Below are 22,933 nucleotides of genomic sequence, written 5' to 3'. Positions count from 1 at the left end.
CTGTGCGGAGGTGGGACGACGAAATCGAATTCTAACGAATGACCGATTTCTGTCCCACTCTCTTTTCAGGCTTCCTTAATCAGTTCTTGCAGGCCCTGTTTGTAGTAGTTGGCACTGTCCTTACAATCCAGAATAGAGAGGACCTGAATGGCCTGTTCCATCTTTTCAAGACCAGTTTCTTTTTCTCCCTTTCGATAAAGAAATTCCCCTTTGGCATAGAGATAAACCGTCCGAAGGTAGGCTTCGTTTTCAGAGTAAAAGTGGTCCTTGATCAGCTGATCAAAATAAGATGCATCTTCAAATTTATTTGAACTAATGGACAGAAAGAAACCATTGAGAAATATAGAATTGAGGGCAGGACGAGAAGAGTCTAGGAGAAGCTTGAAATCATCTCTTTGGACCAACTCCTCTGTATACTGTCGATAGAGCTGACTAGAGAAAAGAGGAGAGGTCAGTGAAAATAGGCTTAACTCAAAATTTCCCCAGACCATGACAGAGAAGAGGTAGTCATAGAGGAAATCTAGTTCCTCTTGGCTAGCAGCCAACTCCACCTCAGGATAGAAGGCAAGCATTTGAGCCTTGAGAATAATGCTGGCTAAGAAGTCTTCTTTTTTGTGATCTTTCTGATAGGCTAGTTGATAGCGTTGGTACAAGGCTTGATCGTGTTCCAAGCTCATGTTTTCATAGTGCTCTTTCAACAATTTGGGAATAAAGGAGTGCTGGTCAATCCCTGCTAGATGAGAGAACTCACTGAGACTCGTTTTGATCTGTTGAAGGGCCTGAAAAAACCGTTGCGTAGTGAGGTCATTTTCCCCTCTTTCAAATCGAGATAGCATAGAGCGCGAAAATTCCCCACCAGTAGCTTCTTCTAATGAAATATGGCGACTTTCCCGTATTTGCCTAAAAACTGCTCCGATTTCTTTCATGCCTTCTCCTCTTTTAGCTGGTATTTTTCAACCAATTGCTCAACAGTCTTCCCCTTGCTTAACCAATCGACTAGACGATCTAATCGACGAATTTCCTGCATCAAAGGATCCTGAATTGTTTCAATTTGAACGCCAAAAACTTTCCCAGTAATCAGTGTTCGATTGGGGTGATAGGCGGGAACTTGGCGAAAGAAATCTCCGTAGCTTCTGTCACGCTTTTTCCATTCTTTTAGTTCTGCCAGAGAATAGCCTGTTAATCGCGAGGTAATTTGGTCAAGGCTGGTCTCTGTTCCACCCTTTCGTAAGACTTTTTGGACTAAAGCTGTATATACAGTTGGAAATGGTAAATCGTAAACTCTTGCCATCAGATCTCCTTTATATTTTTTCATGATTATAACAAATTTTTGAGGAGACTTCTTGGTTGAGGGGCGGCTTCATGATATACTAGTAGTATCTAGAAGATTTGAGGACAAAAGAATGAACTTATACACACAAGAAATCCGTAAAAATCCTGAAGGACTAACTTTTGATCAAGAATTGGATTTGCTAAAGGAATTGCAAAAGCGCAATCCAGAAATTCTTGATTTAAAAGATGTGACAGCGACAGGTCGAGTAGCTTACGATACAGGCCTCTATATCTTGGATTACCAATTGACCTATACCATCGTCCTTGCCTCTAGCCGCAGCATGGAACCGGTTGAGCTTCAAGAGAGCTATCCTGTGACAGAGGTGTTCGCTGAGGACGTACAGTCAGAGGCAGATATCGAAGCTCTTGAGGAAGATCTGATCCTTCCCATTGAAGGGGGCAGAATTGATCTGAGTGAAAGCGTGGCAGATAATATCCTGCTCAATATTCCTCTCAAGGTTCTCACTCCGGAAGAAGAGGCCGGGCAAGGCTTTATCGAGGGCAATGATTGGAAAATCATGACAGAAGAAGAGTACCAAGAAGCTCAAGCGGTTAAGAAAGAAGAAAACAGTCCCTTTGCTGGACTCCAAGGTTTATTTGAGGAAGAATAGGCTAGGGATGACATATTAAAAATCTCAACATAAATACAGGTCTTTTCTTTGAGGAAAAGACTTCTTTTGATATACTAGGATTTATAAACAACAGAGGGGAGACCTCTGAAAAAGGAGAAAAGTATGGATACATTATTTATTCCAGGCTGGTTGATAACTGGCCTAATAGTCGCAGTTATTATTCTGATTTTGCTTGTTAAAGGCTATGTGAATGCTAAACCAAATGAAGTCGTTGTCATTACAGGTCTTCGAAAGCAACGTCATTTACGCGGGAAAGCTGGTTTTATGATTCCCTTTGTCGAACAGCGCTCTTATCTTGATATTGAGCAATTCTCGACAGATGTTCGGACATCTGAAGCAGTCCCAACACTGGACTTCATTAATGTCCGTGCCGATGCAGCTGTTAAATTAAAAATCGGTACAACCGATGAGATGATTGCCCGTGCTGCAGAGAACTTCTTGAACTGGAATACGACAGATATTTCCAATTCTGTCCAAGATGTCTTGGAAGGGAATTTACGGGAAGTCATCGGTCAGATGGAGCTTCGTAAGATGGTCAACGACCGTCAAGAGTTTGCTTCAAAGGTGCAAGACAACGTAGCGCCAGATTTGGCTAAAATGGGGCTTGAAGTCATCGCCTTTACGGTTCAATCCTTCTCTGATGAAGGGGGAGTCATCGACAACCTCGGGATTGAAAATGTTGAAACCATTAAGAAAGATGCCTTGATTGCCAAAGCCAAAGCAGAACGCGAACGCAAGGAAGTCGAAGCAGAACAAGATAAATTGGCCAACGACAAACGTGTTGCAGCCGATCTTGAAATTGCGCAAAAACAAAACGAATTAAAACTCAAACAAGCAGCTCTCAAGCAAGAAGCAGATATTGCCCAAGCAAAAGCAGATGCTGCGAAAGGGATTGAGGCAGAAGTGCAACGTCGTGAACAAGAGCGCGTGGCAGCTGAAGCCAATATCATGAAACAAGAAAAAGAAGCGGAAGTCAAAGAACGCGAAGTTAAGGTTCGTGAGCAAGAATTGGATGCCAACATCCGTAAGCAAGCCGAAGCTGAAAAATATGCGCGTCAACAAGCAGCCGAAGCAGAATTGATCGAACGCCAACGCAAGGCAGAAGCAGAACTCTTCGAAACACAAAAAGAAGCCGAAGCTCGGAAAGCTCAAGCCGAAGCTGAGAAATTTGCCCAACTGCAAGAGGCTGAAGCTATCGAAGCCAAAGGTCGTGCAGAAGCAGAGGCAATTCGTTTGAAATTGGAAGCCGAAGCGAAAGGTTTGGACCAAAAGGCCGAAGCAATGAAGAAAATGCAAGAAGCAGCCATTACTGAAATGGTCGTTGACAAGTTGCCTGAAATTGCGCGTGCTGTCGCTGAACCATTAACCAAGGTGGATAAAATCACCATGTATGGCGAAGGCAATGCTTCTAAGATGGTGGGCGATATTATGCAAAGTATCGACCAAGTCTCTCAAGGAGCCGGATTTGATATTCGTCAATTGCTAGCAGGAGCCCTTGGAGTTAATATGACGGTCAATAAACTCAAAGAAGGAGAACAACCGGTCATTGAAGCAGAGGAGTTAGCTTCTAAAGAAGATTAATGCCATTCATCAAGAAGTGTCTGAGAACTGTTTCTCGGGCACTTTTGTTTTTAAGATCAAATGACTTGCATGATCTTCTCCCTCTAGAGAAGGCGGGAAGCTATTTTCTGCTTTCTTTTGAGGAGGAAAAATGGTAGAATAAAGGCAAACTATAAAGAGGAGTGTCACATGACTAAAGCAAACTTTGGTGTTGTTGGTATGGCCGTAATGGGTCGTAACCTTGCCCTTAATATCGAATCTCGTGGCTATACAGTTGCCATTTATAACCGTAGTAAAGAAAAAACTGAAGATGTGATTGCTTGTCACCCTGATAAAAAATTCGTGCCAAGCTACGATATCGAAAGCTTCGTAAACTCAATCGAAAAACCACGCCGTATCATGCTTATGGTTCAAGCAGGACCTGGTACAGATGCAACTATCCAGGCCCTTCTTCCACACTTGGATAAAGGTGACATCTTGATTGATGGAGGGAACACTTTCTATAAAGATACTATCCGTCGTAATGAAGAGTTGGCGAATTCAGGGATCAACTTTATCGGTACAGGTGTATCTGGTGGTGAAAAAGGTGCCCTTGAAGGTCCTTCTATCATGCCTGGTGGACAAAAAGAAGCTTATGAATTGGTAGCAGATGTTCTTGAAGAAATCTCTGCAAAAGCACCAGAAGATGGTAAACCATGTGTGACTTACATCGGTCCTGATGGAGCTGGTCACTATGTGAAAATGGTCCACAACGGGATCGAGTACGGTGACATGCAATTGATCGCAGAAAGCTATGACTTGATGCAACACTTGCTCGGTCTTTCAGCAGAAGACATGGCTGAAATCTTTACTGAGTGGAATAAGGGTGAATTGGACAGCTACTTGATCGAAATCACTGCTGATATCCTTGGACGCAAAGACGATGAAGGTCAAGATGGACCAATCGTAGACTATATCCTGGATGCTGCAGGAAACAAGGGAACTGGTAAATGGACTAGCCAATCAGCTCTTGACCTTGGTGTACCATTGTCACTCATTACTGAGTCTGTATTTGCACGTTATATCTCTACTTATAAAGAAGAACGTGTACACGCTAGCAAGGTGCTTCCAAAACCAGCTGCTTTCAAATTTGAAGGAGACAAGGTTGAGTTGATTGAAAAAATCCGTCAAGCCCTTTACTTTTCAAAAATCATCTCTTACGCACAAGGTTTTGCGCAATTGCGTGTAGCTTCTAAAGAAAACAACTGGAACTTGCCATTTGCGGACATCGCATCTATCTGGCGCGATGGCTGTATCATCCGTTCTCGTTTCTTGCAAAAGATCACAGATGCTTACAACCGTGATGCAGATCTTGCTAACCTTCTTTTGGATGAGTACTTCTTGGATGTCACTGCTAAGTACCAACAATCTGTTCGTGATATCGTAGCTCTTGCTGTTCAAGCTGGTGTACCCGTACCAACCTTCTCAGCAGCCATCACTTACTTTGATAGCTACCGTTCAGCGGATCTTCCAGCAAACTTGATCCAAGCACAACGTGACTACTTTGGTGCTCACACATACCAACGTAAAGACAAAGAAGGTACCTTCCACTATTCTTGGTACGATGAAAAATAATCTTGCTCTATGGTCAAACGAGTTCTACTAGTAGAAAATGAGAAGCAAATTGCTCGCTTCATTGATTTGGAACTTCAAAAAGAAGGGTACCAAGTTGATGTAGTAGAGGATGGAAAAGCGGGTCTGGCCTTGATTGCTGCGACCAAATATGATCTGATCTTGTTTAATTACGATCTGTCAGATATGTCTGGTGAAGCCTTTGCTCAAGAGATCAGTCAGATTCGCCCAGCTTCTGTTTTGATTGTTTTGGATAGTCGCGAAAAAATTGCCGAACACGAAAAGAGTATTGAGCGCTTTGCTGTTTCCTATATGGTCAAACCTTTTATTATCAGCGATTTGGTAGATAAGATCACAGCTATTTTTAGAGGACGTGATTATATTGACCAACATTGTAGCCAGATGAAAATTCCAACCTCATACCGCAATCTGCGCATTGATGTGGAACACCATACCGTCTATCGTGGGAAGGATATGATTAGTTTGACCCGCAGAGAGTACGACCTCCTAGCGACTCTGATGGGAAGTCAGGGAGTGGTGACTCGTGAGCAATTGCTAGAGAGTGTTTGGAAGTACGAGAATAAGGGGGAGACCAATATTGTCGACGTCTATATCCGTTATCTTCGTGGGAAAATTGATCTTCCGGCTCAAAAAAGCTATATTAAGACCGTTCGTGGGATTGGCTATGCCATGCAAGACGAACTAGAATGAAACATTCGAATCCTTAAAGGGTTCGAATGTTTTTATGTTCAAGGGAAACGTTTGCGTTTAAAAAGGATGGGTTTTGAAAAGGATTTGGCTTAAAAAAGATAAAAAAAGATAAAATTTGGAGAAAAAAATGAATGTAAGGCTTTACAAATTTTTAAAATATGGTATACTAGAATCAAATTTAAGCGCAAACGTTTTCTTAAAAACAAAAGCCTTAAACAATATAAGGAGGTTGAATGATGAATAAAGGATCATTCAAAAGTTTATTTAGCTTTGAATTCTGGCAAAAGTTCGGTAAGGCCTTGATGGTCGTTATCGCTGTCATGCCAGCGGCTGGGTTGATGATTTCAATCGGGAAATCTATCCCTATGATCAACCCGAATGTGTCTCCACTTGTTATTACAGGTGGGATTATCGAACAAATCGGTTGGGGGGTTATCGGAAACCTTCACATCCTGTTTGCACTCGCTATCGGTGGTAGCTGGGCCAAAGAACGTGCAGGGGGCGCCTTTGCGGCTGGTCTCTCTTTCATCTTGATTAACCGTATTACCGGTGCAGTTTACGGAGTGACATCTGCAATGTTAGCTGATAAAGCTGCAACGGTTCACACATTCTTCGGTGGATCAATTAAAGTTGCGGACTACTTTATCAGTGTTCTTGAAGCACCAGCTCTGAATATGGGGGTATTTGTAGGGATTATCTCAGGTTTTGTTGGAGCAACAGCCTTCAATAAATACTACAACTACCGTAAACTCCCAGAAGCCCTTTCTTTCTTCAATGGGAAACGCTTTGTCCCATTCGTGGTTATCGTCCGTTCAGCTGCTACAGCCTTGGTTTTGTCAGCCTTGTGGCCAGTAGTTCAATCAGGAATTAATGGATTTGGTGTTTGGATCGCTAACTCCCAATCCACTGCTCCAGTATTGGCACCATTCTTGTTCGGTACCTTGGAACGTCTTCTCTTGCCATTTGGTCTTCACCACATGTTGACCATTCCAATCAACTATACTCAATTGGGTGGTAGCTACCAAGTTCTTACAGGTGCTGCCAAAGGAACAACAGTATTTGGACAAGATCCACTTTGGTTGGCTTGGGTAACAGACCTTGTTAACTTGAAGAAAGCTGATCCTAGTCAGTATCAACACTTGCTTAAAGCATACGTACCAGCTCGCTTCAAAGTTGGTCAAATGATTGGATCATTTGGTATCTTGATGGGGATTGTGGTGGCTATCTACCGCAATGTGGACCCAGATAAAAAAGAAAAATACAAAGGGATGCTTGTTGCAACTGCTCTTGCAACCTTCTTGACAGGTGTTACAGAACCAATTGAATACATGTTCATGTTCATTGCAACACCATTGTACTTGATCTACGCCTTTGTTCAAGGTGCTGCCTTTGCAATGGCTGACTTGGTTCACCTTCGTGTTCACTCATTCGGTTCAATCGAATTCTTGACACGTACTCCAATGGCCATCAACGCTGGTTTGGCACTAGATATCTTTAACTTTGTATGGGTAACAGTCCTCTTTGGATTTATCATGTACTTCATTGCCAACTTCATGATTAAGAAATTCAATTATGCGACTCCAGGACGTAATGGAAACTACGAACAAAATGATGATGCCCCTTCAGGAGATGGTGCAACAGCTGGAGCTGCTACAAGCTCAGCAAGCTCACAAGTGATTAACATCATCAACCTTCTTGGTGGACGTGCGAATATCGTAGATGTTGACGCATGTATGACTCGTCTTCGTGTAACAGTTAAAGATGCTGAAAAAGTCGGTACCGAAGAACAATGGAAGGCAGAAGGCGCTATGGGTCTTGTCATGAAAGGACAAGGTGTCCAAGCGATCTACGGACCTAAAGCTGACGTGTTAAAATCTGATATCCAAGACGTTCTTGATTCAGGTGAAGTCATTCCTGAAACTCTCCCTAGCCAAATGACAGCAGTTCAAAAAGCTGAAGCAACCTATAAAGGTGTGACGGATGAAGTGCATTCCGTTGCAGATGGTGAAGTGATTAACATCGAAGATGTGAAAGATCCAGTCTTCTCACAAAAAATGATGGGTGACGGATTTGCGGTTGAGCCTGAAAATGGCCACATCGTTTCACCAGTTGCTGGTAAAGTGACCAGCGTCTTCCCAACCAAACATGCCCTTGGTTTGGTAACCGATAATGGTTTGGAAGTCTTGGTTCATATCGGTCTAGATACAGTTAGTCTTGAAGGAAAACCATTTGAGGTTAAAGTTACTGAAGGCCAAACAGTGGCTGCTGGAGACCTCTTGGTAGAAGCAGACCTTGATGCGATCCGTGAAGCAGGTCGTGAAACATCAACTATTGTTGTCTTCACAAATGCAGATGCGATCAAATCAGTTAAGGTCGAACATACTGGTAAATTGGCTGCAAATGCTCCAGTTGCAACAGTAGAATTATAAGAGATGTCGGCAAAGAAAACGAGGTTGGGGCAGTGTACCCGGCCTCTTGCCGTTTCTTGATTTGAAAAGAAGGAGAAAAATCAGGGGATGAAATTTTTAACATTAAATTCCCATAGTTGGATGGAAGAGAATGCCCAGCAAAAATTTGAGACCCTCAAGGAGCAAATTTTGGAAGCGCAATATGATGTGATCTGTTTCCAAGAGGTCAATCAAGAAATGGGCTCAGAAGCAGTCGAAACAGATGAGTATTATCAAGCTTTGCCATCATCTGTAGCGATTCACAAGGATCACTTTGTTCGCGTGTTGGTAGAAGAGTTAGCTGCTCAAGGACTCCATTATTATTGGACTTGGGCCTACAACCATATTGGTTATGATCGTCTCAATGAGGGTGTAGCGGTTCTTTCGCGTCAACCCTTGAAGGCGGATGAGATTTTGGTATCCAATATGGATGATCCAACGGACTATCATACCCGTCGAGTGGCCGTTGCCCATACAAGTGTGGATGGCAAAGAAATTGCTGTTGCCAGCGTCCATCTTTCTTGGTGGGACAAAGGTTTCCAATTTGAGTGGCCACGTATTGAGAACTACTTCAGCCAAGTAGGCAAACCCTTTATTCTAGCTGGTGATTTCAATAATCCTGCTGGTCAAGAAGGGTATGAGACGATTCTATCCAGTTCCCTTAAGCTTCAAGATAGCTTTATCGAAGCCAAAGAAACAAAAGGAACCTATACTGTAGGTCCTGGAATCGATGGCTGGACGGACAATCAAATTCCATTGCGAATCGATTACGTCTTTGCAAGTCCAGAATGGAACATCCAGCGTCTTCATGTCATCTTTGATGGTCAAAACAAACCTCTTGTCAGTGATCACTATGGCTTAGAAGCTGAATTATCACTTTAATATAAACGGAGAGTCGAAAGGAAAACGATTTTATTCAAATCGCCCTTCGACTCTTTTTTAGGTATCAAAGATGAGCAGGCATAGGGGATTCTCCTGTTCTTCTGCTTTCTTTACGATTCAATTTATGGTAAAATGAAGTGTTAAAACAGTTTAAGGAGGTAGCAAATGCGTTGTCCAAAATGTGGTGGAAGTAAGTCTAGTGTGGTGGATAGTCGACAAGCTGAAGATGGGAACACCATCCGTCGTCGCAGGGAATGCGAAGAATGCCATTATCGCTTTACTACCTACGAACGAGTGGAAGAGCGGACCCTAGTGGTTGTCAAAAAGGATGGGACACGCGAGCAATTTTCTCGTGATAAAATCTTTAATGGTATTATCCGCTCGGCTCAAAAACGGCCTGTTTCTAGTGACGAAATCGAAGAAATTGTGAATCGGATCGAGCAAAAGGTTCGCAGCCAAAGTGATAATGAAATCAACAGTGAGTATATTGGTTCTTTGGTCATGGATGAGTTAGCAGATCTAGATGAGATAACCTATGTCCGTTTTGCTAGTGTTTACCGGAGTTTCAAGGATGTCGGTGAGTTAGAAACCCTCTTGAAACAAATTACGAAGGGAACCAAGAAGAAAAAGGAAAAATAGATGAAGCCCAATACGCCTTTCGCATTTTTAAAAAATAATCTTCTTCCACCAGCAGGGGCTGCATTGGAGCAGTATTACCTGCCTATTTTAGAGACAGAAACTGTAGCAGTTTATCGTTATCTGCTCGCCTCTTATGATCAGGGTGAAAAACAATATTTACTTGCTCAAATCCTCAATCACTTGAATATAGGATTTCCACAGTTGCTACTCGCCTTTGATCGCTTAATTGCCATGGGGTTGATGGATCTCTATGAGGAAGAAGTTGGGATCACGATCCAATTACATGCTCCTCTTGCCTCAGAACAATTTTTTTCAAATGCTGTTTTTAAACGCTTGCTTGAAAAAAAGATTGGGGAAAAGGCCGTGGAGGATCTGCTCCCAGCACGCTCTTTAGGAACTAGACGGCAAGTTTCCTTCTCGCAAGTCTTTGGACTAGATGCTGGGGAGGTGACCGTTCTTCCAAGTAAGAAACAGCAGTTTGATATGGAGATGTTTAAGCGAATGATGGGGCGTGATGGGCTTCGTTTTGCGGATGAAGGAGAAGCAACTCTAGCCCTCTTTGCCATTGCAGAAGAGCAACAATGGACCTGGTATGAAACCTATCTCCTGGCGAAAGAAACAGCTGTAGACCGGATTGTCTCTCCAAAGAGAATGAAGCAAAAGTTGGCTCAGGCGAGCCAAGAGCAACCCCGCATGTCCTATAGCCGTCAGGAAGAAACTATTCTGAGGGAAGCTAAGGCAAAATCCAGCCTACAATTTCTAGCAGAGATTAAGAAGGCGCGCAATGCGACCATTACGCAGAGCGAACGCAAGACTTTATCCAAGTTAGCTGATCTAGGCTTACTAGATGAGGTGATCAACATCATCTTATTGTTGACCTTTAATAAGACCCAGTCTGCTAATCTCAATGAAAAGTATGCTTTGAAGGTAGGAAATGATTTTTCTTATCAAGGGGTCAACAGTGCAGAACTGGCGATTTTAAAAGTTCGAGAACGCCAGGAACAAGCTAAGGCTCAAGGAAACAAGGGGACGAGTCCTACATCAGCCAAGAGCAAGCATAGCAATGTTCCCAAGTGGAGTCAACCAAATTATCAAAATCAAACCAGTCAAGCAGAAAAGGTGGATCTTGCTAAAGAGAAACAACGTCTGTTAGAAAAACTGAATCAAGGAGGTGAGTAGATGGAAAGTGTAGGTCAAACCATGTCTCACATGAACCGTGCGCGTCAATTTAACTATGAGGATTTGGTCGCACAGATCTTGGCAGACCAAGAAGTGGCTGCCTTTATCAAGGACCAGTCTTTGTCTGAACAAGAAATTCGACGGAGTATTTCAAAATTTAATCAATACATTAGTGAACGCAACCGTTTCTTATTGGGAGATCCGGATTACATCGCTAAAGGCTACAAACCCATCCTCACCATGAATGAAGGCTATGCGGATGTCGCTTATGAGGAGACGCCAGAGTTAATCGAAGCCCAAAAACGAGCTGCGATCAATCAACGTCTCAACTTGATCAATCTCCCTTCAACCTTGAAAGAGGCGAGTCTAGCTAAGGTAGAGCTCGATGATAAGGGACGATTTGAGGCCTTTGAAGAATTAGCCAATTTTGTGGCCAACTATCCGGAATATCAAAAGGGGATCTACCTCTATGGTGATTTTGGAGTAGGAAAGAGCTACATGATGGCAGCCTTGGCTCATGATTTATCCGAAAAACGTCAGGCCTCTACTACCCTACTTCATTTCCCAAGCTTTGCTATCGATGTCAAAAATGCCATCAGTTCAGGATTGGTTAAAGAAACTGTCGATCAGGTGAAAAAAGCCGAAATTTTAATTCTCGATGATATCGGTGCGGAACAGATGTCAGCCTGGGTGCGAGATGAAATCTTACAGGTGATTTTGCAGCACCGAATGCAGGAAAATCTCCCAACCTTCTTTACTTCTAACTTTAATTTTGAAGAGTTGGAACGTCATTTTGCAGCTTCGCGCAATGGGGATGAAACCTGGCAGGCCAAACGTGTCATGGAGCGCGTAAAATTTTTAGCCAAGGAAATCCATCTGGAAGGAGTCAATCGCCGATGAATGAAACCATCCGTTTAATGAAATCTCATTTTTCTGTTCGCCGGTTTAAGGAAGAAGCCATCAAAGAAGCTGACCTCAAGGAAATTTTATCAGCTGGGCAGATGGCATCAAGTTGGAAAAACTTTCAGTCTTATTCTGTGATTGTGGTCAAAAGCAAGGAAAAGAAAGAAGCTCTTTACGACTTGCTTCCTCAAGAAGCGATTCGCCAATCAGCCGTCTTTCTTCTCTTTGTTGGAGATTTAAACCGCGCTGAAAAAGCTGTCAAACTTCATGAGCAGGATTTCCATCCGGAAGGGGTGGACAACTTACTGATCACCTCAGTGGATGCGGCTCTAGCAGCTCAAAACACGCTATTGGCAGCTGAAAGTCTCGGCTATGGTGGAGTGATTATCGGCATGTTGCGCTACTGTTCAGAAGAAGTCGCAGAACTCTTCCGTCTGCCAGACTATACCTACCCTATTTTTGGGATTGCTCTCGGAGTACCTAATCAGCAGCATGCAGTGAAACCACGCTTGCCATTGGAACAGGTTGCTTTTGAAGAAGAATACCAAGAACAAGACCCATCAGTTGTGACTGCCTATGACAAGGTTCAGGCAGATTATGCTGGAGCGCGTGCAACAGACAGCTGGAGCGAGCGCCTTGCAGCTCAATTTGGTCAACCTGAACAAGAAGAGACCAAAAAACTACTAGAAAAACACAAACTATTATGAAATGAAGAGAGACCTTCTTGAACCGAGGTCTCGCCTTTCATTAGAAAAGAGGAAATCATGGCCCTACCAACTATTGCGATTGTAGGCCGTCCCAATGTCGGAAAATCTACACTCTTTAACCGGATTGCCGGTGAGCGGATTTCCATCGTTGAGGATGTAGAAGGAGTCACTCGTGACCGCATTTATGCAACAGCTGAGTGGTTGAATCGAAAATTTAGTATCATTGATACGGGGGGAATTGATGACGTAGATGCCCCATTTATGGAGCAAATCAAGCATCAGGCAGAAATCGCCATGGACGAAGCAGATGTGATCGTCTTTGTTGTTTCTGGAAAAGAAGGGATCACGGATGCGGATGAATATGTCACTCGTATCTTGTATAAGACCCATAAACCGGTGATTCTTGCAGTCAACAAGGTGGATAACCCAGAGATGCGCAATGATATCTATGACTTTTATGCCTTAGGACTGGGTGAGCCACTACCGGTATCCTCTGTCCACGGGATCGGAACTGGGGATGTGCTCGATGCCATTATTGAAAATCTTCCGAATGAAACAGAAGAAGAAAATCCAGATATCATCAAATTTAGCTTGATTGGTCGCCCAAATGTTGGGAAATCAAGCTTGATCAATGCGATCCTTGGAGAAGACCGCGTTATCGCAAGCCCTGTTGCTGGAACCACACGGGATGCTATCGATACCCATTTTACCGATGCAGATGGCCAAGAATTTACCATGATCGATACAGCCGGTATGCGCAAATCTGGTAAAATCTATGAAAACACTGAGAAATATTCTGTCATGCGTGCCATGCGTGCCATCGACCGTTCAGATGTGGTTTTGATGGTTATTAATGCCGAAGAAGGAATTCGGGAGTATGACAAGCGGATCGCTGGCTTTGCTCATGAAGCTGGTAAAGGTATGATCATTGTTGTCAATAAATGGGATACTATTGAAAAAGACAACCATACCATGAAGCAGTGGGAAGATGACATTCGCGATCAATTCCAATACCTTTCTTATGCACCAATTGTCTTTGTCTCTGCTCTTACCAAACAACGCTTGCACAAGTTGCCAGAGATGATCAAACAGATCAGTGAGAGTCAAAATACACGGATTCCTTCAGCTGTCTTGAACGATGTGATTATGGATGCCATTGCCATTAATCCAACGCCGACCGATAAAGGAAAACGCCTCAAGATCTTCTATGCGACACAAGTGGCAACCAAGCCGCCAACTTTTGTGGTCTTTGTTAATGAAGAAGAACTGATGCACTTCTCATACCTTCGTTTCTTAGAAAACCAAATTCGCAAGGCTTTTGTTTTTGAAGGGACCCCGATCCATTTGATTGCGCGGAAACGGAAGTAGCCTGAGTGCCTCAGGAAACTAATACTAGTAGACTATTTGCTGGTCTTGCCATCCTTCACTTAACAGTTAGGTAGTCAAGGTGCCAAGAAGATCTTGTCAGTCCTTTGAAAAAGGAGATGAATGGATCATTCTAACTATAAAAAAGAACTAAATAGGACTCTTTGTCGACCGCGAGAGACAAGAAGAGTCCTTTTTTATATGAACATCTGAAAGATTAACTAATTCAAAGAAAAAGCCTGATGTGCTTTAATGGATAGAAAAGGAAGGTAACCATGTCTAATATAGAATGCCTACTGTTTATTTCTTTGTTATGCTTATTGGCACTTGTGCGTATCATGAGGAAATTCTTAAAAAATACTTTGGTCTTTTTGGGGTAGGCCATCCTTTATGGGGCCTCCCTCATTCTAATCATTTGGGGATAATTGAATAGTAGATTGCCCGAAAACGCCTATTTTAATCAGTTTGATCGAATTAATTTTAACTATACTTTGAAATATGGTATAATAAAGGGATTAATCTAAGGTGGTAAACATGGCAAAATTAATTCCTGGGAAGGTTCGTTCACAAGGGAGCCTTCTCTATGAAGCTGGGAAAGTTTCCCTTCAGGAAGTAAAAGAAAAATACCTGTATTTTCGGGTGGAAGAAGAAAGCTTGCGTTACAGTTTGGATGACGATGCCGTTTTTTGTAGCTGTGCTTTCTTTCAAAAGAAAAAATTCTGTACACATCTGGCAGCTGTAGAAGCTTATCTGAAGAATGATGACAGTGGGAAAGCAGCTCTTGCAAGTCTTGAAGAAGATGCCACTGCGACAGAGGAAACTCAGGAGAAGGTCTCTTTTGGAAGTTTGTTTTTAGACCAGGTCCTTCCAAAAATCGAAAAGAAAGAAACCCGCTATGTCTTATCAGCCGTTGGGCAGGAGGATGAATACTCTGGTAAATTCTTGTGGACCCTTCGCATTCGTCGCTTGCCAGACGAGCGCTCTTATGTGATCAGAGATGTGCTAGCTTTTTTGCAGACCCTTCAGAAAGAAGGACACTTTGCCATTGGCAAAAGTTATTATGAACCCATTTCTTACTTAGAATTTGATGGGGCTAGCCAGGATGTGATCAATTTCCTACAGGGCTTGGTCACAGATGGTGGATCGAAAGAGCAAGATTTCTTTCCAAATGCTGGTCGCCATCTCTATTTTCCACCGACTCTTTTTGAAGAAGCTGTGGAATTACTGATGAATTTGGACTCTTTTCTCCTGCAATATAGCTTGTATGACTTTTCAGAGGTCTATTTTCAGGATGTCCATGGGGAGGAAGATCTCTTTCATTTTCAGGTAAAAGACCATGGTGATTTTTACGAATTGATCATTACTGAGCCACAGGTGAAGGTCGTTGAGTCTGCTGTTTATCTGTTTCGAAATGGTGTCTTCTATCACCTGACCCCCCAACAGCGGATCTTATGGAGGGCGATTCAAGATTTGCCAATGGATCAGGATCGCAAAAAACGTCTGCATTTTGATCCAACGGATCAGACCAAACTTTCCTATAGTTTAAAAGAGTTTAAAAAACTGGGGCAAATAACAGCACCGACGAGCTTTCTAATCCATGATTTCACTCCAGAATTTCACTTTGATTTGGCACAGGACCAGACTGTTTTACTAGATGTGGTTTTTCAATACGAAGATCGTGCGGTGACCACGCGTGAGGAGCTTCTCAATCTTCCTTATTCCAGTGATTTCGATAAGGAGCAAGAGGTCTTTGCAACCATGCTAGCAGCAGGTTTTACAGATGACTTTTCTTCCCAAAGAAGTCCTCTATCAAGTGAGCAAATCTATCCATTCTTTCACCAACAGATCCCGACTTTTGAAGCTTTAGGAGAGGTTACCCTGTCTGATAGCCTTTTAGATCTTTATCAAGTGGAGCGTCCAAAAATTGATGTGAAAACTAATGGCAGTTTGCTGGAGATTGGCTTTGACTTTGAGAGTGTAGATCCAGCTGAAGTGGACCAGGTCCTCAAAGCACTGGTGGGGCAAGAAGATTATTTTGTCAGCCATACAGGGAAAGTTCTTGTCTTTGATGAAGAGACCAAGAAGATCAGTCGCGCTTTAGCAGATCTGCGCGCTAAGATGAGCAAGGGTGGGAAACTACAAGCCCGCCGGATTGCTGCTTATCAGCTATCTGATTTGTTGGCAGATCAAGACAATGTTCATTTTTCAGAAGAATTTCGAAATTTGGCTCATGATCTGACTCATCCAGAAGATTTCCAACTCCCACAGATGACAATCCAAGCAACCCTAAGGGATTATCAAGAGATCGGGGTCAAATGGTTCTCCATGCTGAATCATTATGGTTTTGGTGGTATTTTAGCGGATGATATGGGGCTTGGGAAAACCCTGCAGACCATTTCCTTTTTGACCAGTGTTGCAAAAAAAGAAACTAAAATCTTAATTCTAGCTCCGTCCAGTCTCATCTACAACTGGAAACAAGAATTTTCAAAATTTGCTCCTCAGATGGAAGTGACAGTCGTCTACGGGCTCAAACAACATCGCGATGAACTCATTGCAACCAATCCTCAGGTAGTCATTACGAGTTACGCCTCTTTCCGTCAGGACGTGGAGGAATACCAGAAAAATCAATATGAATACCTAATTCTAGATGAAGCTCAGGTCATGAAAAATGCCCAAACCAAGATTGCTCAACATTTACGTGGAGTTGAGGTGCCACATATATTTGCGCTATCTGGGACACCGATTGAGAACCATGTGGGAGAGCTTTGGTCCATTTTCCAAATTGTTCTTCCTGGTCTGTTTCCAGCTAAAAAAGAATTTCAAAAGTTGAGTCCTGAGACCATTGCGCGATTTGTCAAACCTTTTGTCCTGAGACGGAAAAAAGATGAAGTGCTCCAAGAATTACCGGACTTGATTGAAACAACCTATCACAATGAGTTGGACGAAAGCCAAAAAACGATCTACTTAGCCCAATTAAAACAAATTCAAGATCGGGTTCGAACCTCTAGTGAAGAGGAACTAAATCGGAGCAAGGTGGAAATTCTCTCAGGTCTCATGCGCCTTCGTCAAATCTGTGATACTCCAGCCCTCTTTATGGAAGACTATCAAGGAGATAGTGGAAAATTGGAGAGTCTTCGAGATCTTTTGGGTCAAATCAAGGATGGTGACCATCGAGTTTTGATTTTCTCCCAATTCAGAGGTATGTTGGATATCCTAGAGCAAGAGATTGATCAGCTCGGCATGACTTCCTTTAAAATCACGGGTTCCACCCCGGCTAAAGATCGTCAAGAAATGACCAATGCCTTTAATGCTGGAGAGCGCCATGCTTTTCTCATTTCTTTGAAGGCCGGAGGAGTCGGATTGAACCTCACTGGAGCCGATACCGTCATCTTAGTCGATTTGTGGTGGAATCCTGCAGTGGAAGACCAGGCTATTGGCCGTGCCCATCGAATGGGTCAGGAACAAAATGTTGAAGTTTACCGCATGATCACCCGTGGAACGATTGAAGAAAAAATTCAGGAACTCCAAGCATCTAAAAGACACTTGGTCTCAACGATTTTAGATGGAACGGAAACACGATCTAGTTTATCTGTTGAGGAAATTCGTGAGATTCTTGGAATTCAATCAGAATAGCTTGAAAAATTCTGTGAATAGTTTATAATTAAAGGAGTGTCGAAAGGAAGAAAGCATGACAGAAAAATATTTTCCTCAAGTAGGGGATAATGAGTTGATGTTAACAGAGATGCCCCACATGAACCTGTATGATGAAACAGACTTGATTAGTAACATTACAGGCGATTATGTAGATAAAAATTATTTGGAATGGCAACCAATTGCTGAAAATACCAAACCCAAGCATCCCTATCATCAACCATTAGAAGAGCCCCTACCAAAAAGACGGCCAGTAAGAAAACCTGATTTTAAAGAACCGATTGATAAAAAAAGTCCTGCCAATCGTTATGCAGAGGAAGCTAGAGAGCGTGCGCGTGAAGATTTGAAAAAGAAACGTACAGCTCCCTACCTGACTACAGACCCAGTGGCGACCACAAGTAAGCGGAAAAAACCGTTTATTTCAGAACGAAAATCTGGTCAGCCAACAGCACCTTTCCAAAAGGAAAACCCGGGCGAATTGTTGAAATATAGCAAACGCTTGCGACAAGATCAGTTGATCCTTGCTGAGTTCGAATCTGCAGAAGAACCAGAAGTGGCAGAACCTACTGAAAAGAAAAACAATTATGATTTCTTAAAGACCAGCCAAATATACAATAAAGATCAGCACAAGTTGAAACCACAGCCGATCAAACAAGAATTGGATTTAACCCATCTAGATCAAGAATAAGGAGAAAACATGTCTAACACATACCATTTTATTGGAATTAAAGGAGCAGGGATGAGTGCTTTAGCTCTCATGCTTCACCAAATGGGACATACAGTTCAAGGGTCAGATGTTGAGAAGTATTACTTTACGCAACGTGGCTTGGAACAAGCAGGAATTAAAATTTATCCATTTGATGTGAAAAATTTAGAAGGCGACAAAATCCTCATTGCGGGGAATGCTTTCCGTCCTGATAACAATGTGGAAATCGCTTATGCAGATGAGCATGGCCTGACCTATAAACGTTACCATGAATTCCTTGGTGAATTTATGCGTGACTTCGTCAGCATGGGGGTTGCCGGAGCACACGGAAAAACCTCAACAACAGGGATGCTTTCTCACGTCTTATCAAATATCACCGATACCAGTTATTTGATTGGTGATGGGACAGGTCGTGGCTCTGCTGCAGCTAAATACTTTGTTTTTGAATCAGATGAGTATGAACGCCACTTTATGCCTTACCATCCTGAATACAGTATCATCACCAATATTGACTTCGACCATCCAGACTATTTCACAAGTTTAGAAGATGTCTTTAATGCCTTTAACGATTATGCTAAACAAATCAGTAAGGGACTTTTCATCTACGGGGAAGACAAGGAATTGCGTCGAATTACCTCATCAGCACCAATTTATTACTATGGTTTTGATAAGGAGACGAACGATTTTGTGGCAAGTAACCTGCTTCGTTCAACGACTGGTTCAACCTTCAACGTTCATTTCCGTGGAGAAGATTTGGGGCAATTCCATATCCCAACTTTTGGTCGCCACAACATCATGAATGCTACAGCAGTCATTGGCTTGCTTCATATTGCAGGATTTGACTTAAATTTGGTCCGCGAGCATTTGAAGACTTTTGCTGGAGTGAAACGCCGCTTTACTGAAAAAGTGGTTAACGGAACAGTGATCATCGATGACTTTGCGCATCATCCAACAGAAATTATTGCTACCTTGGATGCGGCTCGTCAAAAATATCCAAGTAAAGAAATCGTAGCCATTTTCCAACCACATACCTTTACACGGACCATTGCCCTCTTAGATGAATTTGCTGAAGCTTTGAATCAAGCAGATGCTGTTTACTTGGCACAGATCTATGGTTCTGCACGGGAAGTCGATCACGGAGATGTGAAGGTTGAAGATTTGGAAGCAAAAATTGTCAAACGTTCAGCGATTATTACAGCTGAGAATGTTTCTCCTCTTCTTGACCATGACAATGCGGTCTATGTCTTTATGGGAGCTGGAGATATTCAAACCTATGAATACTCATTTGAGCGTTTATTATCTAGTTTGACACATAGTGTACAATAAAGAGATGATTGAGTCTGGAATCGATTGGTTCCGGACTCAAATTTATCTGTCCGCTGAAGAATCATGAAATGAGGAGAGCAGGATGATGATTCGACAAATCACCCCGGCTGATCAAGAACAACTGTTATTGCTAGAAGAAGAACTTCATGACAATGAATGCTTTGACTACAGTACTACTCTAGAGGAAATACTGGATTCTAATTTGGCCTTTTCTATTCTTGCAGAGCAGGATGGAGATATTGCGGCTTACTTGTTGGCGACAGAAGACCAGCATTTAATGGATGACCTAATCGTATTGCGATTAGCAGTAAAGCCAGCCTTTCAAGCTCAAGGATACGGTTCGATTCTGATCGCTACTTTAAAGGATTTAGCTGTTCAAATTGAAAAGAAAGCCATTTGGGTCGATTGTCCAGAAGACTTACTTTCTTATTTTGCCCAGCAAGAATTTCGGGATGAAGCTGAGTCTGATCGAGGTGTCCGTATGGTTTGGAAACGATAGAAGGAGTAAATGATGAAAGAAAAGATTCATATCAGACAAGCTAAACTTCAAGATTTGGATGCCATCGAGCGCATTGAGCTTGAGAATTTCTCAGAAGAAGAAGCGATTGCGCGTGAGATTTTAAAAGATCACATTGAAAAGATTCAAGCGACTTTTCTTGTAGCAGAGTGCGAAGGTCAGATTTTAGGGTACTTAGAAGGACCTGTTAGACCGGAGCGCTATTTGATCGATTCCTCTTTTTCAAAGGTTGAAGATCTAAGCCATCTAGAACAGGGTTTTATTTCCATCACGAGTCTATCCATTGCCAAAGAAGCCCAAGGACTAGGGGTTGGAACCCTCTTGCTTGATGCACTCAAAGAGATTGCGGTGAAAGATCATCGTCAAGGGATTAATTTGACTTGTCATGATTATTTGATTCCTTATTACGAGAAGCAAGGATTCACCAATGAAGGTCTTTCTAAATCCCAATATGCGGGTGAAGTTTGGTACAATCTGGTCTGGGAAAATGAAAACCTTGATTAAATAGGTATTTTGAAGAAGAAGGGCGATTTGTATTGCTTTTCTAAATCTTTTAAGATATAATATTAAGGATTATGATGAGGGAGGTCAATTATTTGACTGATAAATCACAAGACAGTGAGAAGTTATTAAGCTTCAAAGAGCAGATCCTCAGAGACTTAGAAGAGGCAAATGAGCAACTTCTAAAGATCGAAAAAGAGTATGATCTACCTGATCGAAGCATTGAAACCCCTTCTTCACTGAAAGAGGAGGAAGAAGCAACACCACCTCCAAAAGAAGAAGCTGTTGTGGCTTCCACAGAAATACCAGTGGAGCCAGAAAAGGCGACTCCTATTGTAGAAGAAAAGAGTGAGTCCACAAAGCCTTTTATAAAAGAACCAAGTCAGGAACCGGTAGAGGAAAGCTTATCGCGCTCTTCTCGTAACCAGCGCCAACAAAAACAAAAGAAACAAAATAAAATCGCTAAACGAATTGTGCGGACAGTGGTCAGCCTTTTGCTGATTGTGATCGTGGCTACAGGGATCTTTGCAGTGACCTATATCCATTCAGCTGTCAAGCCGATGGATAAAAATGCAACAGAATTCGTGACGGTTGAGATTCCAGCAGGTTCAAGTAATCGTGAGATTGGCGCGATCCTTGAGAAAAAAGGACTCGTGAAAAATGGTCAGTTCTTTAACTACTATACCAAGTTCAAGAACTATAGTAATTTCAAATCCGGTTATTTCAACCTTCAAAAGAGCATGGATTTAGAAACCATCATCCAAAAACTGCAGGAAGAGGGGACCAAAACTCCTCAGGCTCCAGTTCTTGGAAAGGTGACGATTCCAGAAGGCTATACCATTGATCAGATTGCGACGGCTATCACAGCAGATGTCTCTAGTAAGAAGGCAGGAAAGACTCCATTTAAGAAAGAAGATTTCTTGAAGGCTGTCCAAGATGATGCCTTTATTGAGAAGATGGTGGCCAAATATCCTAAGCTCTTGGCTAACCTGCCAAGTAAGGATTCTGGTGTTCGCTATCGTTTGGAAGGTTATCTTTTCCCAGCAACTTATAACTATGGGAAAGATACCACAGTGAAAGAAATGATCGATCAGATGCTGGCGGCCATGGATCAAAACTTAACCCCGTATTATGAAACGCTTGAGAGCAAGAACATCAATGTAAACGAAGTATTGACCCTTGCTTCTTTGGTTGAAAAAGAAGGGGCGACGGATCAAGACCGCAAAGACATCGCAAGTGTCTTCTATAACCGCCTGAACCAAGACATGCCTTTGCAAAGTAATATTGCAATTCTTTATGCTGAAGGGAAGCTTGGTCAAAAGACGACCTTGAAAGAAGATGCAACGATCGATACAGAGCTGGATTCACCTTATAATATTTATAAGAATACCGGTTTGATGCCTGGTCCAGTGGATAACCCTGGAGTATCAGCGATCGAAGCGGCGGTGAACCCAAGTAAGACAGACTACTTGTATTTTGTCGCAAATGTCGAAAATGGTGAAGTCTTCTTCGCTAAGACATACGAAGAACACAATAAAAATGTAGAAGAACACGTCAATAGTAAATTGACACAAGCAAGTTCAAACTAGAAAAAGCATGTGGCGCGTCCACAGCTTTTTCATTCAAATAATAGAAAGAGAAGAATAATGGCAGAAAAAACATACCCAATGACCCTAGCAGAAAAAGAAAAATTAGAACTAGAATTAGAAGAATTGAAATTGGTCCGTCGACCTGAAGTCGTAGAACGGATCAAGATCGCTCGCTCATACGGTGACCTCTCAGAAAACTCTGAGTACGAAGCAGCAAAAGATGAACAAGCTTTTGTGGAAGGTCAAATCTCTAGTTTGGAAACAAAAATCCGTTATGCGGAAATCGTCGATAGTGACGCTGTTGCAGTAGACGAAGTAGCGATCGGAAAAACCGTTACAGTTCAAGAAGTTGGCGAAACAGATGAAGAAGTATACAGCATCGTCGGTTCAGCAGGGGCAGATGCCTTTGCAGGGAAGATCTCGAACGAAAGCCCAATCGGTCACGCTTTGATTGGTAAAAAAACAGGTGATGTGGTCACTGTTGAAACACCAGCTGGAAGCTATCAAGTGAAAATTTTGAACGTAGAAAAAACAGCATAAATATAAAGGACAGGATCTCCAAAAGGGCTTGTTTCAGATTAAAGACAAAGTCCTCTTAGAACCTTTCCTTAAGTGAGTACGGACGTCAGCGAACTTCTACGAAGTTCCATGACTTAGTTTTGAACCTAAGGTTTC

General features: G+C 42.4%; 20 protein-coding genes. 18 read left to right on the top strand and 2 right to left on the bottom strand.

The window, feature by feature from the left end:
* Window positions 1-65: 65 nt before the first annotated feature.
* On the bottom strand, window positions 66-926 hold the full coding sequence (locus ADI76_RS07625) for a helix-turn-helix domain-containing protein (protein WP_049515537.1): 861 nt from the start codon (window positions 924-926) through the stop codon (window positions 66-68).
* The gene (locus ADI76_RS07620; protein WP_414717194.1) at window positions 923-1,315 is read right to left on the bottom strand and encodes a DUF2200 family protein; all 393 of its coding nucleotides are present in this window, start codon (window positions 1,313-1,315) and stop codon (window positions 923-925) included. The genes ADI76_RS07625 and ADI76_RS07620 overlap by 4 nt, the downstream gene beginning before the upstream one ends.
* 88 nt (window positions 1,316-1,403) lie before the next feature.
* Between ADI76_RS07620 and ADI76_RS07615 the strand changes: the two genes are divergently transcribed.
* The 18 genes from ADI76_RS07615 (at window position 1,404) to greA (ending at window position 22,798) form a co-directional block, all read left to right on the top strand.
* A complete protein-coding gene (locus tag ADI76_RS07615) occupies window positions 1,404-1,943 on the top strand; it encodes a YceD family protein (protein WP_049515533.1) in 540 nt (179 codons plus the stop codon).
* A gap of 123 nt (window positions 1,944-2,066) precedes the next feature.
* Window positions 2,067-3,545: a flotillin family protein gene (locus tag ADI76_RS07610; RefSeq protein ID WP_003005145.1), complete on the top strand. Its 1,479-nt coding sequence runs from the start codon at window positions 2,067-2,069 to the stop codon at window positions 3,543-3,545.
* A gap of 168 nt (window positions 3,546-3,713) precedes the next feature.
* A complete protein-coding gene (gndA, locus tag ADI76_RS07605) occupies window positions 3,714-5,138 on the top strand; it encodes an NADP-dependent phosphogluconate dehydrogenase (protein ID WP_049515531.1) in 1,425 nt (474 codons plus the stop codon).
* 9 nt (window positions 5,139-5,147) lie between these two features.
* The gene (locus ADI76_RS07600; RefSeq protein WP_049515529.1) at window positions 5,148-5,846 is read left to right on the top strand and encodes a response regulator transcription factor; all 699 of its coding nucleotides are present in this window, start codon (window positions 5,148-5,150) and stop codon (window positions 5,844-5,846) included.
* Window positions 5,847-6,082: 236 nt separating this feature from the next.
* Entirely contained in the window at window positions 6,083-8,275 is a 2,193-nt protein-coding gene (locus tag ADI76_RS07595) for a PTS transporter subunit IIBC (RefSeq protein ID WP_049515526.1), read from the top strand.
* Between the two features lie 87 nt (window positions 8,276-8,362).
* Window positions 8,363-9,175, top strand: a complete 813-nt coding sequence (locus ADI76_RS07590) for an endonuclease/exonuclease/phosphatase family protein (protein WP_049515523.1) — start codon at window positions 8,363-8,365, stop codon at window positions 9,173-9,175.
* Window positions 9,176-9,340: 165 nt separating this feature from the next.
* On the top strand, window positions 9,341-9,814 hold the full coding sequence (gene nrdR, locus ADI76_RS07585; protein WP_003005476.1) for a transcriptional regulator NrdR: 474 nt from the start codon (window positions 9,341-9,343) through the stop codon (window positions 9,812-9,814).
* Complete coding sequence (locus ADI76_RS07580) at window positions 9,815-10,993, top strand: DnaD domain protein (protein ID WP_049515521.1); 1,179 nt, start codon at window positions 9,815-9,817, stop codon at window positions 10,991-10,993.
* Window positions 10,994-11,893, top strand: coding sequence for a primosomal protein DnaI (gene dnaI / locus ADI76_RS07575; protein ID WP_003008404.1), 900 nt, complete (start codon window positions 10,994-10,996; stop codon window positions 11,891-11,893).
* Complete coding sequence (locus ADI76_RS07570) at window positions 11,890-12,603, top strand: nitroreductase family protein (RefSeq protein WP_049515519.1); 714 nt, start codon at window positions 11,890-11,892, stop codon at window positions 12,601-12,603. The genes dnaI and ADI76_RS07570 overlap by 4 nt, the downstream gene beginning before the upstream one ends.
* 57 nt (window positions 12,604-12,660) lie before the next feature.
* Window positions 12,661-13,971 (top strand): ribosome biogenesis GTPase Der, encoded by a 1,311-nt coding sequence (der, locus tag ADI76_RS07565; RefSeq protein ID WP_003005632.1) that lies wholly within the window; start codon window positions 12,661-12,663, stop codon window positions 13,969-13,971.
* Window positions 13,972-14,502: 531 nt separating this feature from the next.
* A complete protein-coding gene (locus tag ADI76_RS07560) occupies window positions 14,503-17,601 on the top strand; it encodes a DEAD/DEAH box helicase (RefSeq protein ID WP_049515516.1) in 3,099 nt (1,032 codons plus the stop codon).
* Between the two features lie 55 nt (window positions 17,602-17,656).
* Window positions 17,657-18,307 carry a hypothetical protein gene (locus tag ADI76_RS07555; protein ID WP_049515514.1) on the top strand — a complete coding sequence of 217 codons (651 nt, stop codon included), beginning with the start codon at window positions 17,657-17,659 and terminating at the stop codon, window positions 18,305-18,307.
* 9 nt (window positions 18,308-18,316) lie between these two features.
* Complete coding sequence (murC, locus tag ADI76_RS07550) at window positions 18,317-19,651, top strand: UDP-N-acetylmuramate--L-alanine ligase (protein WP_049515512.1); 1,335 nt, start codon at window positions 18,317-18,319, stop codon at window positions 19,649-19,651.
* 82 nt (window positions 19,652-19,733) lie between these two features.
* Complete coding sequence (locus tag ADI76_RS07545; RefSeq protein ID WP_049515509.1) at window positions 19,734-20,150, top strand: GNAT family N-acetyltransferase; 417 nt, start codon at window positions 19,734-19,736, stop codon at window positions 20,148-20,150.
* Between the two features lie 12 nt (window positions 20,151-20,162).
* A complete protein-coding gene (locus tag ADI76_RS07540) occupies window positions 20,163-20,672 on the top strand; it encodes a GNAT family N-acetyltransferase (protein ID WP_193390728.1) in 510 nt (169 codons plus the stop codon).
* 71 nt (window positions 20,673-20,743) lie between these two features.
* Window positions 20,744-22,258 carry an endolytic transglycosylase MltG gene (gene mltG, locus ADI76_RS07535; RefSeq protein WP_193390727.1) on the top strand — a complete coding sequence of 505 codons (1,515 nt, stop codon included), beginning with the start codon at window positions 20,744-20,746 and terminating at the stop codon, window positions 22,256-22,258.
* Window positions 22,259-22,315: 57 nt separating this feature from the next.
* Window positions 22,316-22,798, top strand: coding sequence for a transcription elongation factor GreA (greA, locus tag ADI76_RS07530; RefSeq protein ID WP_013904027.1), 483 nt, complete (start codon window positions 22,316-22,318; stop codon window positions 22,796-22,798).
* Window positions 22,799-22,933 lie beyond the last annotated feature (135 nt).

Source organism: Streptococcus parasanguinis (genome assembly GCF_001074805.1).
Lineage (GTDB): Bacteria > Bacillota > Bacilli > Lactobacillales > Streptococcaceae > Streptococcus > Streptococcus parasanguinis_A.
This window is presented reverse-complemented; position numbering and strand designations above follow the sequence as displayed.

Bases quoted from the DNA above. Each gene is read 5' to 3' on its own strand.
- ADI76_RS07625 (WP_049515537.1), bottom strand. From the start codon at position 926: ATGAAAGAAATCGGAGCAGTTTTTAGGCAAATACGGGAAAGTCGCCAT.
- ADI76_RS07620 (WP_414717194.1), bottom strand. From the start codon at position 1,315: ATGAAAAAATATAAAGGAGATCTGATGGCAAGAGTTTACGATTTACCA.
- ADI76_RS07615 (WP_049515533.1), top strand. From the start codon at position 1,404: ATGAACTTATACACACAAGAAATCCGTAAAAATCCTGAAGGACTAACT.
- ADI76_RS07610 (WP_003005145.1), top strand. From the start codon at position 2,067: ATGGATACATTATTTATTCCAGGCTGGTTGATAACTGGCCTAATAGTC.
- gndA (WP_049515531.1), top strand. From the start codon at position 3,714: ATGACTAAAGCAAACTTTGGTGTTGTTGGTATGGCCGTAATGGGTCGT.
- ADI76_RS07600 (WP_049515529.1), top strand. From the start codon at position 5,148: ATGGTCAAACGAGTTCTACTAGTAGAAAATGAGAAGCAAATTGCTCGC.
- ADI76_RS07595 (WP_049515526.1), top strand. From the start codon at position 6,083: ATGAATAAAGGATCATTCAAAAGTTTATTTAGCTTTGAATTCTGGCAA.
- ADI76_RS07590 (WP_049515523.1), top strand. From the start codon at position 8,363: ATGAAATTTTTAACATTAAATTCCCATAGTTGGATGGAAGAGAATGCC.
- nrdR (WP_003005476.1), top strand. From the start codon at position 9,341: ATGCGTTGTCCAAAATGTGGTGGAAGTAAGTCTAGTGTGGTGGATAGT.
- ADI76_RS07580 (WP_049515521.1), top strand. From the start codon at position 9,815: ATGAAGCCCAATACGCCTTTCGCATTTTTAAAAAATAATCTTCTTCCA.
- dnaI (WP_003008404.1), top strand. From the start codon at position 10,994: ATGGAAAGTGTAGGTCAAACCATGTCTCACATGAACCGTGCGCGTCAA.
- ADI76_RS07570 (WP_049515519.1), top strand. From the start codon at position 11,890: ATGAATGAAACCATCCGTTTAATGAAATCTCATTTTTCTGTTCGCCGG.
- der (WP_003005632.1), top strand. From the start codon at position 12,661: ATGGCCCTACCAACTATTGCGATTGTAGGCCGTCCCAATGTCGGAAAA.
- ADI76_RS07560 (WP_049515516.1), top strand. From the start codon at position 14,503: ATGGCAAAATTAATTCCTGGGAAGGTTCGTTCACAAGGGAGCCTTCTC.
- ADI76_RS07555 (WP_049515514.1), top strand. From the start codon at position 17,657: ATGACAGAAAAATATTTTCCTCAAGTAGGGGATAATGAGTTGATGTTA.
- murC (WP_049515512.1), top strand. From the start codon at position 18,317: ATGTCTAACACATACCATTTTATTGGAATTAAAGGAGCAGGGATGAGT.
- ADI76_RS07545 (WP_049515509.1), top strand. From the start codon at position 19,734: ATGATGATTCGACAAATCACCCCGGCTGATCAAGAACAACTGTTATTG.
- ADI76_RS07540 (WP_193390728.1), top strand. From the start codon at position 20,163: ATGAAAGAAAAGATTCATATCAGACAAGCTAAACTTCAAGATTTGGAT.
- mltG (WP_193390727.1), top strand. From the start codon at position 20,744: ATGATGAGGGAGGTCAATTATTTGACTGATAAATCACAAGACAGTGAG.
- greA (WP_013904027.1), top strand. From the start codon at position 22,316: ATGGCAGAAAAAACATACCCAATGACCCTAGCAGAAAAAGAAAAATTA.